Origin of the sequence: Acinetobacter qingfengensis (assembly GCF_008693185.1) — a bacterium.
Taxonomy (GTDB): Bacteria; Pseudomonadota; Gammaproteobacteria; order Pseudomonadales; family Moraxellaceae; genus Acinetobacter; species Acinetobacter qingfengensis.
Genome location: NZ_VXKN01000002.1, coordinates 1 through 15112 on the forward strand (window position 1 = coordinate 1; position 15112 = coordinate 15112).

Annotated in this window: 15 protein-coding genes, 1 tRNA gene and 1 pseudogene; 8 read left to right on the forward strand and 9 right to left on the reverse strand. The window is 35.3% G+C overall.

Going from position 1 to position 15112, the window contains the following annotated elements; translation table 11 throughout:
* From F4V57_RS14735 to F4V57_RS02600, 4 genes and pseudogenes are all read left to right on the forward strand, one after another.
* Nucleotides 1–698: pseudogene (locus tag F4V57_RS14735) on the forward strand (hypothetical protein); the annotation flags it as partial.
* Nucleotides 699–971, forward strand: coding sequence for a hypothetical protein (locus F4V57_RS02590; RefSeq protein ID WP_150330536.1), 273 nt, complete (start codon nt 699–701; stop codon nt 969–971).
* Nucleotides 972–1035: 64 nt separating this feature from the next.
* Nucleotides 1036–1245: a hypothetical protein gene (locus F4V57_RS02595; protein ID WP_070070080.1), complete on the forward strand. Its 210-nt coding sequence runs from the start codon at nt 1036–1038 to the stop codon at nt 1243–1245.
* A gap of 410 nt (nt 1246–1655) precedes the next feature.
* The gene (locus F4V57_RS02600) at nt 1656–2642 is read left to right on the forward strand and encodes an IS110 family transposase (RefSeq protein WP_070070081.1); all 987 of its coding nucleotides are present in this window, start codon (nt 1656–1658) and stop codon (nt 2640–2642) included.
* A gap of 442 nt (nt 2643–3084) precedes the next feature.
* On the opposite strand, the gene F4V57_RS02605 is transcribed toward F4V57_RS02600, so the two are convergent.
* The 3 genes from F4V57_RS02605 to F4V57_RS02615 form a co-directional block, all read right to left on the reverse strand.
* Entirely contained in the window at nt 3085–5565 is a 2481-nt protein-coding gene (locus F4V57_RS02605; RefSeq protein ID WP_070070082.1) for a TonB-dependent siderophore receptor, read from the reverse strand.
* Between the two features lie 119 nt (nt 5566–5684).
* Complete coding sequence (locus tag F4V57_RS02610; protein ID WP_070070083.1) at nt 5685–6665, reverse strand: FecR family protein; 981 nt, start codon at nt 6663–6665, stop codon at nt 5685–5687.
* A 13-nt stretch (nt 6666–6678) separates the two neighbouring features.
* Complete coding sequence (locus tag F4V57_RS02615; RefSeq protein ID WP_070070102.1) at nt 6679–7176, reverse strand: sigma-70 family RNA polymerase sigma factor; 498 nt, start codon at nt 7174–7176, stop codon at nt 6679–6681.
* Nucleotides 7177–7563: 387 nt separating this feature from the next.
* Here F4V57_RS02615 and ahpC point away from each other — a divergent pair, with 387 nt between their 5' ends.
* Both ahpC and F4V57_RS02625 read left to right on the forward strand, forming a co-directional pair.
* Complete coding sequence (ahpC, locus tag F4V57_RS02620) at nt 7564–8127, forward strand: alkyl hydroperoxide reductase subunit C (RefSeq protein WP_070070084.1); 564 nt, start codon at nt 7564–7566, stop codon at nt 8125–8127.
* Between the two features lie 144 nt (nt 8128–8271).
* A complete protein-coding gene (locus tag F4V57_RS02625) occupies nt 8272–9117 on the forward strand; it encodes a DMT family transporter (protein WP_070070085.1) in 846 nt (281 codons plus the stop codon).
* Here F4V57_RS02625 and lptB read toward each other — a convergent pair.
* Genes lptB through F4V57_RS02650 form a run of 5 tightly spaced genes read right to left on the reverse strand, consistent with a single transcriptional unit; the run spans nt 9114 to nt 12491 of the window.
* Nucleotides 9114–9854 (reverse strand): LPS export ABC transporter ATP-binding protein, encoded by a 741-nt coding sequence (gene lptB, locus F4V57_RS02630; protein WP_070070086.1) that lies wholly within the window; start codon nt 9852–9854, stop codon nt 9114–9116. The genes F4V57_RS02625 and lptB overlap by 4 nt on opposite strands.
* The gene (gene lptA / locus F4V57_RS02635) at nt 9854–10399 is read right to left on the reverse strand and encodes a lipopolysaccharide transport periplasmic protein LptA (protein ID WP_070070087.1); all 546 of its coding nucleotides are present in this window, start codon (nt 10397–10399) and stop codon (nt 9854–9856) included. Before lptA ends, lptB begins: the two co-directional genes overlap by 1 nt.
* Nucleotides 10380–10937, reverse strand: a complete 558-nt coding sequence (lptC, locus tag F4V57_RS02640; RefSeq protein WP_070070088.1) for an LPS export ABC transporter periplasmic protein LptC — start codon at nt 10935–10937, stop codon at nt 10380–10382. The genes lptA and lptC overlap by 20 nt, the downstream gene beginning before the upstream one ends.
* Before the next feature lie 29 nt (nt 10938–10966).
* Nucleotides 10967–11506, reverse strand: coding sequence for a KdsC family phosphatase (locus F4V57_RS02645; RefSeq protein WP_070070089.1), 540 nt, complete (start codon nt 11504–11506; stop codon nt 10967–10969).
* Nucleotide 11507: 1 nt separating this feature from the next.
* Nucleotides 11508–12491 (reverse strand): KpsF/GutQ family sugar-phosphate isomerase, encoded by a 984-nt coding sequence (locus tag F4V57_RS02650; protein WP_070070090.1) that lies wholly within the window; start codon nt 12489–12491, stop codon nt 11508–11510.
* 178 nt (nt 12492–12669) lie between these two features.
* Between F4V57_RS02650 and cysS the strand changes: the two genes are divergently transcribed.
* Both cysS and F4V57_RS02660 read left to right on the forward strand, forming a co-directional pair.
* Nucleotides 12670–14112, forward strand: a complete 1443-nt coding sequence (gene cysS / locus F4V57_RS02655; RefSeq protein ID WP_070070091.1) for a cysteine--tRNA ligase — start codon at nt 12670–12672, stop codon at nt 14110–14112.
* Between the two features lie 75 nt (nt 14113–14187).
* Nucleotides 14188–14263: transfer RNA gene (locus tag F4V57_RS02660), tRNA-Gly, on the forward strand.
* Between the two features lie 254 nt (nt 14264–14517).
* On the opposite strand, the gene F4V57_RS02665 is transcribed toward F4V57_RS02660, so the two are convergent.
* Nucleotides 14518–15096: a helix-turn-helix domain-containing protein gene (locus tag F4V57_RS02665; protein WP_070070092.1), complete on the reverse strand. Its 579-nt coding sequence runs from the start codon at nt 15094–15096 to the stop codon at nt 14518–14520.
* Nucleotides 15097–15112 lie beyond the last annotated feature (16 nt).

The following is a 15112-nucleotide window of genomic DNA, read 5'->3' on the forward strand; positions in this document are numbered from 1 at the left end:
CAACCACAATAAACACGCATGAAAAACGGTTGCCTGCTGGCTTAATTCCGCTTGCGCTTTTTGGTACAGCGGGATTTGCTATGTTCATGTGGGGAATGTCAGATAAAACAACAACACAAGAACCTCAGGCTATAGCTAAAGATCAACAAAATCATACAAATACAACAAATAAACCCGGAGTAAACTCTCAAAATAATAATCAGGCATTTAATGCTGATTTTGAATGTCGTAAAGCAGAAAATGTAGAAAAACCAGAATGTGTACAATGGTTTAATAATTTAAAAAATAGTAATGGCAGTATAATTGGCGGACAAAATGCACAAGTTGTCAAATATGATGCGTCAAAGCCATTTGATTTAACACAAGTTAATTATCAATATACTGTTAAAGAGATGCCACAATTTGCAGGATGTGTAAAGTTTAATGGCAAATATTATGGCTATACTCAGCAAGCAACGCGTCTAGAAATATCGCAGTCAGATTGTAGAAAAGTCATTGAAAATGGTGAACGTCCGTTTAATCCCTTTCGAGATCCGCAGATCCAGGTTCAACAGCAAAATAATCAATCAACTCAACAAGATCAGTCATCAGAAACGATAGAAAAAAATCAGATTTACAATGATCAGCAACGTGTACAGCAAATTCAGAAACCACTAGTTTCTGATCAAGTTCAATTACATAACTATGGAGGTGTTTAAATGAATATGAATGATTTAAATTCTTTGGCAAATGCACTTATGTTTTTAGCATTTAATGCATTTGTAATCGGCTGTATCTGTGGTGCATTTTTTTCGGGTCACTTATCACGTATACTTTTCGATCTTGGCGATGCTTTTAGGCGTCCGAGTAGAATTCAATTAAAAGATGGCTCTTATCTCTATCTCTGGAAAGGTAGATATACAACTTATGAAGATAAGTTTTCAGCAATGCGTTTGAGATTAAAAGCATTAAAGAAAAAACGGCAATTATAAATGTTTGTACTTGATCGCTTTTTTTCGTATGCTGTCAACATGTTTTTATTGCTGGGGTGTTGGGATGTCTGATGGTTTTTTAAAAGATAAAAGTAAAGATGAAATTTTGGATGTTATAAGACAATTTATTGTTGAATCATTTTCTAAGCCTGAACCTTTACCACATATGTATATGAATTGTGGTTATTTAATGTGTTTATTGGATTTGGGCATTATTAATACAGAAGAATTTGAAGTTTTATCAACAGCAGCAACTGGAGGCAAAGAGATTTAAAGTTATTTACTTTGAAAATCTTTGATTTTCACATACTCGCTAACAAAGCGAGTATGTCGATTAACTATCGTAAATTCCTTGCTCATGTAATCTGGTATATTTAGCGAGTGTCTACGAGCGTAGTAGTGCAATCTGATGACAGTTTAGTCTACTCTGATTACTGCTTTTTATTAAATACTCAATGACATCATGATTATAAATGCTATAATTGATTTGTTGTAATTCGCTATTACAACTGTAGATTATGAGTTTCTCAAAGTGCTAAATTAAATTTGGATGTTAGATAAAACCATAATCTACTCTTTTCACATTATTAAAACTGAATGGTATCTAAACACATATTTATATGATGTTGTATTAACAAGCTTAGTGGTGTGAACGGTTTCATAAGTATAAAGGTAGAATATTTTATGCAATATCTAGGTGTTGATATATCTAAGAATAAGTTTGATTGTTGTATATTTATAGATAATAAAAGAAAAGCTAAAATATTTGATAATAATCGTTCTGGATTTATTAAATTAATAGAATGGTTTTCTAAGTTTAAAATTGATGTTTTAGATTTAATTGTCGTAATGGAAGCGACTTCTATTTATCATGAAAATTTAGCTTATTATTTGTACTCTGAAAATATTAAGGTTTGTGTTGCTAATCCTGCTCGAGTTAGAAAATTTGCTCAAGGTATTGCTGTTTTAACCAAAACTGACGAAGTTGATGCTCAAGTTTTGGTAAAGTATGGAGAGCTTGCAAAGTATACATTGTGGAAACCTGATTCAGAAAATCTTAGATTATTAAAACAATTAATGTTAAGGCGTGATGCTTATTCTAATGAATTAAATCGTGAAAAAAATCGTTTAGATCAGGCTAAATGTAATAATACTAGCTTAAAGATAATTGAAATTATTTGCGATGATATTGTAAATCTTGAAAAGCGTATTGAATTCATAGACAGTAGTATTGATACTGTCATTAGTGATGATATGATTTTAAAGAAGAATTTGCAATTACTTGAAACAATACCGGCAATTGGCAAGCGTACTGCATTGGTTATGATTATATTATTTTCTAAAAATTTTATATCTGCTGGTCAGGCTGCTTCATTTTGTGGTCTTATTCCTGTGCAGCGTCAATCTGGTTCATCTGTTAGGGGTCCGTCTAGGATATCTAGAAATGGTTCCTCTAAGGTTAGGGCTAAGCTTTATATGGCTGCTGTAGTTGCTATACGTTTCAATCCTCATATTAAGAACGTATATGATTGTTTGCTTTCAAGAGGTAAAGCTAAAATGTCTGCTTTGTGTGCTGCAATGCGAAAATTAGTTCATATTGCATTTGGTGTACTTAAACATCAGCAGCCTTATAGATTAAATTTTGTTAATTCTGAAGAAAATACTTGTTGATTTGTAAGATGGTATCTAACATCTTATTTAAGTTTTGGGGAAATATTTTTAAAATTCCACCTTGTACAAATTTTCACTACAAACTACATTCATTAAATTTACAATTTTAATTATGTAAATAAAAAATAGGAACTTCGATAATATTTTGATGAGCTTCCCAAAGAAGCTATAAATAAATTAAGTCTGTTGGGATGGCAATTCCCTGAAACCAATGCAGATATTTATTTGTGGGGCTCTATTGAGCCTGAGAATAAAGATATTGCATTGCAACAGGCAAAAGATTTGGGATTTCAAATCGCATCTACTGAAATTTTTTGTCGTATCAATAAGTACCAGAATTATACTCGATTTACCATCTAATTGAATTGTTAGCATCCTTCAAGCTAAATTGATGATTTAACCGTCAGGATGCTATTTATCAATCTCAATAAAAAACTAAAATTTAAAACTGTGTTTTTACAGAAAATGCAATTGTTCGCGGGTCACCTAAATAGGTACTACTTGCCCAATAATCTTTTCCTGTTAAATTAGATAAAGTTAAATTAAATGTTGTTGGATATTGAGCAATTTTAGTTATCAATCTTGCACCAATATCCAATAAAGTATAGGCGGGAATCTTATCTGTATTGGCACTATTGCCATACTTCTCACCAGTATAATAGACACCACCTGTGACTGTTAAACCATCAATCAAAGGGATATTATATTCTGCATAGATTTTTGCCATTTTTGAGGCAGCATTGGTTGGTTTTTTACCTTCAAGCTCAGCATCATTAGTTTTTTCTATACTTAGATCCATCCATGTACCTCCTCCCATAATAGTTAAATTTTCTGTCACTTTACCTGTAAAGGTTAGTTCTAATCCTTGGTGAATCTCCTTACCATCCTGAACATATTTTGGCATTGGCATTACATTATCTGAATATTGATTTGCCTTTTCTATTCTAAATAATGCACTGGTTAATAATAGTTTTTCATTTAACAGACTATATTTTATTCCAGCTTCATATTGTTTGCTCACCAACGGATCTAAAATTTCACCTGAATTTGAATATGTATCATCAACAATTGTCCCTTGTTCTAAACTTTCCATATAAGTGACATAGGTTGTTAATGCTTTAAATGGCTTATACATAAATGATAAAGTTGGTGTTAATTTAGATTTATCATAAGCAGGCTGTTTTACACCACTACTGTAAGTGGTTTGGACGATCGTAGCATAGTTAAAACCAACCAAAGCACTCCATTGATCGTTAAAAGTAATATCATCGCCAATAAGTATATTTTTATATTGTGTTTTATACATTGGTAGCATTGCACTATTTGCAATCGTTCCTGTTGGATAGAACGCATCTTTTATCTGTTTCAAAGTTACTGCTGGCAAAGTCTCATAGATAGCCCAATTTCTTGTTCTGAAATATTTATTATAATTTTCAGAATATCCTGTGGTTAAAAGATGTTGAATACCAAAAGCTTCAAACCGACTGTCTAAATATACTCCTCCTGATAAATTCTTAATCTCTTGGCCCTGATCAGGATATTTATATAGATAAACATCGTATAAACCATCTGCTCTGGTGTAAGCAAGTGGTCCTACACCAATTGCTCGATTAGATTTTTCATACAATAAAGCCCCTCTTAATGTAAAGGTATCATTAATATTCCATTTTAAACTGCTCATTAGTCGATCATTTTTTTCATCTGTAGATGTCCAGTCAGGTGAATAACTTTTACTAGTATCAATTTTTGGACGAACGGTATTTGTTGTGACATTAATAGGAATTTTTTGACCGTTTCTTGTCATATCTCTATGCGCATAATTTAAATCCATGTAAAAATTATCTGTTGGCTTATAATCTAAAGTAACACTAATAAATTTTTGTTTTTTTCCAACATCAACAACAGAATCACCATCCTGATACAGCGCATTCATTCGATATCCAAAAATATTCTCTTTGTCTATCTGCCCACTTAAATCCAAATGTACATAATATTGATCACCGCCATAATTACCTACTTTGATAATTCTTTGATTATCGAGTGTTGGTTTTTTAGTAACGTAATTTACTGCCCCTCCTACACGTCCACCACCATACAAGAATCCTGTTGCTCCACTAATTGTTTCTACTTTTTCCAAATCTTCCATTGTGGTGAAACTATACCAATCTGCTAATGCCAAACCATTGATGACAGCATTATTTGAAGAAAAACCTCGTATAACCGTATAGTAATTTCCACTCCATTGATCTCCACCATCTTGTGTTATTGGATTCATTTTAAAAATTTTTGCCATATCATTGGCTTGTACATTTTCTATTAATTCTTTTGGTATCACTGTTATTGAGTATGGTGTGTCCTGTAAACTACGTTCCCCCCAAGGACCTACCCCTGTAATTTTTTTAACTAAATAGCTATCCTTGGCACTGCCACTTTCAATGGCATCTACAGTAATTGCAGGTAGTTGTCCTACTACTACATCACGTGAATTTCCCTGTGCCTGAACATCAATTTGTTTTAATTCTCCAATATATTTTGGCTGGTTATTTTGTTTAATTTGTTGTTTTACCAGGATATAGCCATTCTTGGTCTGGACTGCCTGTAATCCTGTGTCCTGCAATAATTTTCTAAACCCTTCATCTATAGGATAAACGCCAGCCAACCCTTGACTTTGCAATCCACTGACTAAATCTGCTTCAATTGAGATTTGAATCCCCGATTGTAGGGAAAATTCACTTAATGCTTGTCCAAGAGTACCCCTAGCGACCTGATAATGCATAGCTGTAGCAGAATCAGCCTGAACACTTGCACTATACAATAACGCACCTGCACATAATGCTAGATGTATACTCATGACCAATGGTTTTAATATTGTCGCTTTTTGTACTGTGCCAGATGATGTCTGCCCCAAAATAAAGTTGTCCATAGTTACTCCAATTTTCTATGAAAGATTATCATTAACAAAAGTTGTTTGTGACATGCTATAGACGGACAACGTGCAGCTTTTAAGACATTTATTTAATAAAATTTCATATAATATTGATTTTAATCTTTTTTATTTATATATATTACCCATGGAATTGAGTCATTAATTTGTATTGGTAAACTATCCTGTAATAAATTTAGAGATTTTTGTTGGTCATTTAAAGGTAAAACTGCGGTTACTCGGAATGAATGTAATTGTTTTTTATCATAATACAGTTTACTGCGATGATAACTTTGCAAAATACCCAAAACTTGATCTAGTGGCATTTCTTCTACAGCCAGACTTTGTTTATTCCATGCCTGTTCCATCAGTGTAGGCGCAATATTTTTCACTGATATTTTGCCAGAGACATCGATCACAGCTTGTTGCCCCGCATAAATCAATTGTACCTGTTGTGCTGTTTCAACTTTGACTTTAGATTCCAGCATGGTCAATATGGTTTGCCCATCTGTTTGATTAATCATAAAACGAGTGCCCAGTGCAGTAATGGCAGCATATTTTGTTTTGACTACAAATGGTCTTTTAGCATCTTTGGCAACATCAACCAAAATATTTCCATCGAGTAGCTCTACTACTCGCTGTTGTTGGTCAAAATGCAGGTTATAGGCGCTGTGTCCACTAATTCTAATATCACTATGATCAGTTAATTTTTCGTTACGCCATCCATCATAACTAGACTTACTGTCAGCCATCCAGTATTGGATTGGTAATAAGTACCATGCCAGTGTTATGGTAAATAATGCCAATAAAGCAATGATAAAATGCGGCGGTTCAAACTCAAATTTTGTTTGATCATCCAGTGCATCCCGAATAATTTTGCTTGGTAGAATCTGATTCTGTGGATGAGTAAGTTGCGTTAAATTATCCACCATTGTCTGCATACGTTTGGCCGCTGCCTGATGCTGCGGACTTTGCTGTTGCCATTGCTTAAAGGCCTGTCGATCGTTTTCTGTACATTCATCGCTACTTAATATGACTAACCACTCAGAGGCTTGCTCTAATAATAGTTCATTGATTTCGTTAGAATGCTGTTGTGACATTTTCGATCGACACTTAAAAAATATTGCTTTGATGGCAATGTAACAAGCCTTTTACCAAATCCCGTTGCACGGTTTTTACGGATATTTGCAAAATTTCTGCAATCTCACTTTGCTTGAGTCCATCCATATAATGCATCAGTAAAATTTGTCTGGCACGCTGTTCCAGTGAATCTAGTACAACCGCCATTTGATCGAGTGTTTCTATCGCCAATACAGCCTGCTCTGGAGAAGGTTGATATGACTCATCTACAAATTGAGTCAGATAATCCAGATAAGCTTGCTCAATTTTTTGTCGACGACTTTGATCAATAATAATTCGTTTAGCTGTTGAATAAATATAATTCTGCGGTTTTTGAATATTTAAAATATCTTTACTTTGTATAATCTTGATAAAAGTATCCTGCAAAACATCTTCTGCCCGATCTTTAGAGCTTAAAGTTTTGCGCAACCAATGATAAAGCCATGAATAATGATCTTTATACAAATTGGCGATCATATCGGATGATGTCATGATTTTCATTAAATCTGCTAGATAGTTGTAAATTCTAGCATAGTAGCTAATAATACAAATCATTACCATTTTACTTTAAATTAAAATTAAGTAAGTTTTTAGAAAATTGTTCGTAATTTACACATAAGATATCAATATTTTTAACTTAGACTTGAAAATATAAAATTCACCTTGATGTATAGTTCAGCATGATTGTGTGTATCAATCATTTTAAATCTCATCATCAGATTGTCATGATGTTAAGATAACTTTTAAGGAAAGTGTACAATTGATCTTAATTTAATTTTCCGATTAATTGTATATAAAATTTCTGTTTCACCAATTAAGAAAAATAGACTATTCTTAATCTCGAAGTTAAACACTTACTCATTTCAATGGAGAATCGCAATGAGCTTAATTAATACTGAAGTTAAACCATTTAAAGCAACAGCATTTCATAACGGTGACTTTGTTGAAGTTACTGAAGCAGATCTTAAAGGTAAATGGTCTGTTGTATTTTTCTATCCAGCTGACTTCACTTTCGTATGTCCAACAGAACTTGAAGATTTAGCTGATAACTACGAAGAATTCAAAAAATTAGGTGTTGAAGTTTATGGTGTATCTACAGATACTCACTTCACTCACAAAGCTTGGCACGATCATTCAGATGCCATCAAAAAAGTTCAATACCCATTAATTGGCGATCCAACTTGGGTTCTTTCTAAAAATTTCGATGTATTAATTGAAGCTGATGGTCTTGCAGATCGTGGTACTTTTGTTATTGATCCAGAAGGTAAAATTCAGATCGTTGAAATCAATGCTGGTGGTATTGGTCGTGATGCTCAAGAATTACTTCGTAAAGTTAAAGCAGCTCAATATGTTGCAGCTCATCCAGGTGAAGTTTGCCCTGCAAAATGGAAAGAAGGTGACTCAACTCTTGCACCATCTATCGATCTAGTTGGTAAAATCTAAGAGATTTAATCCAAATAGATAAGGAGAGTGGCCTGTTCAGGTCGCTCTTTTTTATGTCCAATAAAAAATGGCTGATTTGATCCTGTTCAGGCTATTTTTTTTCGATTATATTGGCTCTGTGTTTTATTCTTTTCACGGATCATCATGCTTTATATTGTGATTGCGGCACTGTTTAGTGTGTCTGTTTCCATTGCATTAAAACTATATAAACAAAAAAATTTAGATATCTATCAAATTCTAACATTTAATTATGTAAGTGCTAGTATCTTAGCTTATCTATGGTTACAACCCGATTTCAGTAGTTTGAATTTACATTCTCCATGGTGGTTGATTATCGTATTAGGCATTTTATTACCCGGTGTGTTTTGGTGTCTGGATCGTTCTTTACAAGATGCCGGATTGATGAAAACAGAAATTGCACAGCGTATTTCTGTAGTATTAACCATTTTAATTTCTGCATTAATTTATCAGGAATATTTTTCTATTTTAAAAATTACAGGAATTATTTTGGGAGTAATTGCGGTTATTTTTATGCTAATCGGTCAAAAAAATACTGTTGAAACTAAAACAACCATTCCGGTCAGTTTAATTAGTGTCTGGATTGGATATGCAGTCATTGATTTATTATTTAAATATACTGCAAGTTTAGGGCTTAAATTTTCAGCCAGTTTAACTGCAATTTTTATGCTCTCCACAATTCTCATGTTGATATTTAATATATTACGGCGCTGCAAATGGCACTGGCACAATGTGATCGCAGGATTATTGCTAGGTTTATTTAATTTTGCCAATATTGCTTTGTATCTTCAGGCACACCAACAATTAAAAGACAATCCAAGTGTGGTTTTTGCTGGCATGAATATTTTGGTTGTAGTTTTCGGTATGCTTGCTGCAATATTTATCTTTAAAGAAAAAGTCACCACAAATAAACTTTGTGGTGCAGTGTGTGCAATTATTGCTGTTTACGTATTAATGCAAAGCATGATTTAAACTTTAAAGTCATTACCCAGATAAACTTTACGCACCGTTTCATTATTTAAAATATCGTCTGGTGTACCTTCAGCAATCACGCTACCTTCGGATACGATATAAGCCTTTTCGCAAATTGCAAGGGTCTCACGTACATTGTGATCAGTGATGAGTACGCCAATATCACGTTTTTTCAATGTTTTGATGATGTCTTTAATATCACCAACAGAAATTGGATCAACTCCTGCAAAAGGCTCATCCAGTAACATAAATTTAGGGTCGGCAGCTAAAGCACGAGCAATTTCAGCACGGCGACGCTCACCACCAGATACGCTCATCCCTAGTGAATCACGAATATGGGTAATTTTAAAATCATTTAACAACTCATCCAGACGTGCCTGACGTTGTTGTTTGTTTAAATCCTTTCGTGTTTCCAGAATTGCCATGATGTTTTCACCAATGGTTAATTTCCGAAAAATTGATGCTTCTTGTGGTAAATAACCAATACCTTTACGTGCCCGCTCATGCATAGATAAATGCGATAAATCCAGTTTATCCAGATGAATCGCACCTTTATCCATCCGTACTAGTCCGACAACCATATAAAAACTGGTGGTTTTACCTGCACCATTCGGTCCCAACAAGCCAACAATTTGTCCACTTTGTATTTCAAAGGAAACATCTTTTACCACCCAGCGTTTACTATAATTTTTAGCCAGATGCTGAATACATAGGGTTTGTATTGCAGTTTCAGACATTAGTCACGCACCCCTTTCATATTTTGTTGTGCTGATGGTGGAATAACAATCTGGATACGCCCTTTGTTTCCACCATTGGCTTCGATGTCACCTTTGCTCATGCTATAAGTTAAATTTTCACCACGAAAAGTTGCGCCATTTTGTGTTAAGAAAGCATTTCCAGACAATTTAATAATGCCCGTTTCTGCATTGTAATTGATGTTACGCCCTTCACCTCTGGCGATTCCACCCTTGGTATCCAGTTGCTGCTGAAATTTTGCAGGAGAACCTTGTGCAACGACAGACTGAATTTTATTATTAGCATTTAAATGTGCAACAATTGAAGCTGCCTGAACTTTCAATGTACCTTGTTGAATCACTACATTTCCTGTATAAGTCGTCACACCAGTTTTTTCATTAAATGTTGCGCGATCCGCTTCCAGCGTAATGGGTTGATTACGATCACTGGGAATAGCATATATCTGTGAGCTAAGTGAAAGACCACCTGTCAACAAAAGTGTAGCGAGTATTCCCCGTGTCAATTTTTTATCTAGAAGCTGGATCATACTTACCTCGAATAGTGAAAAATTCATAATAGCCTGTACTTAAATTACCTTTTAAGCCTTGACTGGTAAACTGTGCCTGAGGACTTTGTACCTGAACAGGACTGTTTGTTTCAATTTGATTGGTTTTGGTATTTCCTGATAATTGATCCGTTTTAAAGGTAATATTCGGTGTTTTATCATCAGAAACTTTATTCAAAGTTACATTACCCACCAGCTGTACATCTTGATAATCGTTATTGGCAATCCCTTTATTCGCAAAGAATGTAGCGCTGGTTTTGCCATTTTCAAACAATTCACCCTGTAAGCGATCAATCTCGGTACGCCCACTCTGCATCGCCTGTGTCAGATGATTTGCCTGAGCTTTAGCATAGAGCTGTCCATCACCACGAGTTTGAGTGACATGAATATTGGTCGCTGTAGAATTCATATTCTGATTAGCAGCGGTATCCAGTTTTTTACTTTTACCACTAAAATAGTAAAAACCACCGACTACGGTCACAAAAGCCAATGCAATACTATAAAGTAGTCGGGTATCCATAGTTTATGCTTCCTGAAATGTATCCAGAATTAATGGGGAATCTGGGTGTATTGTTCAAGTAAATTATCGTATTGATCTTTTGCCTGTAACAATAAATCACATACTTCTCTGACTGCTCCACGTCCACCGTAGGCTTGTGTAACCAAATCAGCACGGCGCCGTACTTCGACATGGCCATTAGGTACAGTCACTTTCATGCCGGCAATTGCAAATGCAGAAAGATCAGGCCAGTCATCGCCCATATAGATACAATCTTCTGGTAATAAACCCAATTGCGCACAAGCTTCACGCAAAGCAACACCTTTGTCTTCACGTCCCTGAAATATTAAATCAACACCTAAATCTGTCATACGTTTTTCGACAATATTACTTTTTCTACCCGTAATAATCGCCACTTTCACACCAGTTTTTTGCACCAGCTTCATGCCTAATCCATCACGAATATCAAAAGATTTAATCTCATCACCACTATTTGTCAATGTAACAAAACCATCACTGAGAATACCGTCAACATCTAACACCAACGCCTGTATATGTCGTGCTTTTTCTAATAAGATATAAGAAGACATCTTAAACCCCCGCACTGATCAAATCATGCATACTAATTACGCCTACGACTTTATTTTCCTGATCAACCACTACAAATTGATTGATTTTTTTCTCTCTAAGTAATTCTAAAGCTTCTACTGCACGTAAACCTGCTTGAATCGTAACCGGATTTTTAATCATCACTTGAGATACAGGCACTTTTACATCAAAATTTTGCCCCTTATTCAATAAACGCCGCAAATCCCCATCAGTAAAAATTCCCAATAAAACATTCTGATCATCAACAATTGTAGTCATCCCTAATCGTTTATCGCTAATTTCATATAACACTTCATTTAGTGGTGTATCAGGATGCACTTTGGGAATATCCTGATCATCATGCATTAAATTTTCTACATGTAACAACAAACGTTTACCCAGTGTCCCCGCAGGATGGGAACGTGCAAAATCATCTGCTGTAAACCCTCTAGCTTCAAGCAATGCTACGGCAATAGCATCACCCAATACAAGTGTTGCAGTTGTTGTGGAGGTTGGTGCCAAACCTAATGGACAAGCTTCTTGTAAATGTCCCAAGGTTAATGCAATATCGGCATTTTTTGGCATCGGCCCATTCGCATTACCAGTGATGGTAATCAATGGCACACCCAAATGTTTGATCAATGGCATGAGCATCATGATTTCATCACTTTTACCTGAATTGGAGATTGCAATTAGAACATCTCCACGCACCAGCATCCCCAAATCACCATGCCCAGCTTCACCTGGATGCATAAAAAATGATGGTGTTCCAGTCGATGCAAATGTGGCTGCCATTTTGCGTCCAATATGTCCGGATTTTCCCATACCTGTGACCACAACACGTCCCTTGCATTGCAAAATAATTTCACATGCCTGTGTAAAACGCTCATCAATTTGCTGTGACAAAATTTCTAACGCATGCTGTTCAATTTGTATAGTTTCAAGCGCACTTGTAATGAAACCGGTTGCTGTGGTCTGATTGGGCATATTCAATGTCCTGAAAAATGACGTAAGTTTTAGCCAAAAATATGGTGTAAGTGTAGCATATTGATTGTTTAAATATGTCAGCCTATGTTTCATCACGATAAAAATCATGCAAATAGTTGTGAAATCTATTTAATCCGTTATGATTTCCTTTATTGTTTTTTATGATTTGTTAGTGAACATGCATTCTTTTGTCCTTTATAACTCAGAACAGCGCCAAAAAGTCCAGTTTCAACCCCGTCAGGCAGGTCATATTGATATGTATGTCTGTGGTATGACAGTTTATGACTACTGTCATATTGGACATGCTCGCGTCATGGTAGCATTTGACTACATGATTCGCTTTTTGCGCAGTCAAGGCTGGAACGTCAAATATGTGCGTAATATCACTGACATTGACGATAAAATTATTACACGTGCCAATGAAAATAATGAAAGTATCAACCAGCTTACAGACCGTTTTATTCAGGCAATGAATGACGATGCACATGCATTGGGCTGTCTTGATCCTGACCTGTCCCCACGAGCAACCGAATTTATTCCACAAATGCAAAATATGATTGGTAAACTCATCAATAATGGTGTCGCCTATCCAGCCAAAAATGGCGATGTATATTTTGAAGTGGAAAAATTCAATAAATATGGGCGATTATCTGGCCGTAAACTGGAAGATATGCAAGCAGGTGCCAGTGAACGTGTCGATGTAGATGTTGAGAAAAGAAATCCTTTTGATTTTGTACTCTGGAAAGCAGCAAAACCCTCCGAACCCTACTGGAAATCTCCATGGGGACAAGGTCGCCCCGGCTGGCATATTGAATGCTCGGCTATGTCCACTTGCTGTCTGGGTAATCATTTCGATATCCACGGTGGTGGTGGTGATTTAATTTTCCCTCACCATGAAAATGAAATTGCGCAAAGTGAAGGTGCAACAGGTGAACAATATGTCAACTATTGGATGCATGTGGGTTTTGTAAATGTTGACGGTGAAAAAATGTCTAAATCACTCGGTAATTTCTTTACCATTCGTGATGTGATGGAAAAATTTCATCCAGAAGTCATTCGTTATTTCATCATGGCTTCTCATTATCGTAGCCCAATCAATTTCTCTGATGCTGCCCTGAAAGAAGCCAAAAATGCACTGACCCGTTTTTATCAAACAGCTAAAAATGTACAACAATCAGATGAAGTCAAACAAATTTTGGTTTCAATAAAAACAGAGAAAATAACATCATCAGAAAGCTATCAACGATTTATTAATGCAATGTCTGATGACTTTAACACACCTGAAGCACTTTCTATTCTCTTTGAATTGAGCCGTGAAACCAATCGAGCGATTAAAGAGAATGAATGGCAAATTGCAGCAAATGCCTATGCAACATTACAGACACTTAATCAAATTTTAGCTATTGTTCAATATGATACTGAAGAGTTTTTGCAATGTGATGTTGGTCAAGATGCATTGGTTTTAAATGAAACCGAAATTGAAGCACAAATTCAGGCACGTGCCGATGCCAAAAAAGCCAAAAACTTTGCTCAGGCAGATCAAATTCGACAAAATTTATTAGAACAAGGTATCGTACTGGAAGATTCCAGACAAGGAACCACATGGCGTCGTGCTGATTAATTAATCAATCAAAAAAGTGTTGCTCAAAAATTATTGACCTAAACAATAAGTCAATTATAATGTGCAACACAAAATGCGGGAATAGCTCAGTTGGTAGAGCACAACCTTGCCAAGGTTGGGGTCGCGAGTTCGAGTCTCGTTTCCCGCTCCAAGATTTTAAAAGACCTTATCAAATGATAAGGTCTTTTTTATAGTATTTTCAACTATTTAAATAAGAAAAACATAGAAATTCTACAATTTAAAAACTTTAAAAAAGTCAAGCTCTTTCCAGTTGATTAGAAAAAAGTGACTAAAAGTGACCAGAAAAAGACTAAAAGTGTCAAAGTACTTTTTACTTAGGAATTCTAGATGGAATTATTCTATTGATTCTTTCAAATTTGTACTAGCTCAAACCTGATCTGACAGTTACCAATGTTTGCTTAAGGCTGTCAGGTTAAATTGAGCTAAATTCTTTTCAGCCCAAATATGTTTTCCATCGAGTAATGTTGCAAATGGCGTTCTACCATTGCACACCTTACCCTGATGGGTTCGAACAGTATTATAGAATTTCAGCCAATCGTCTAGATCAAACTGTAATTCTTCTAACGAACTATAAAGCTTCTTCCTAAAAGTGATTTGATAGAACTCTTGCAATATTGTCTTATGGAATCTTTCACAAATGCCATTGGTTTGTGGTGATACGAAGATTCCAATCTGACGTAGCTCATTACTAGTTCGATGTTGACCATAAGCTGGATATTGGATTGCAAAATCAATAACAGCTTGTTCTGTTTGCTCATCAACTCGGTTTTTAAAATTTGGAGTTCTGCGACTCTGGTTGATGAGTGCATCTATATTGCCTGTACTGGCAAGCTCTTGATAACGATAGAAGGTATCTCTAGATACTCCCATGACTTTACAAGCCTTGGATACATTCTGAAGTTCCTCTGATAAATTCAGCAGACCGACTTTGTGTTTGATGATTTGATTGTTAGTATGCAACATGAGAAGTTACCTTTAT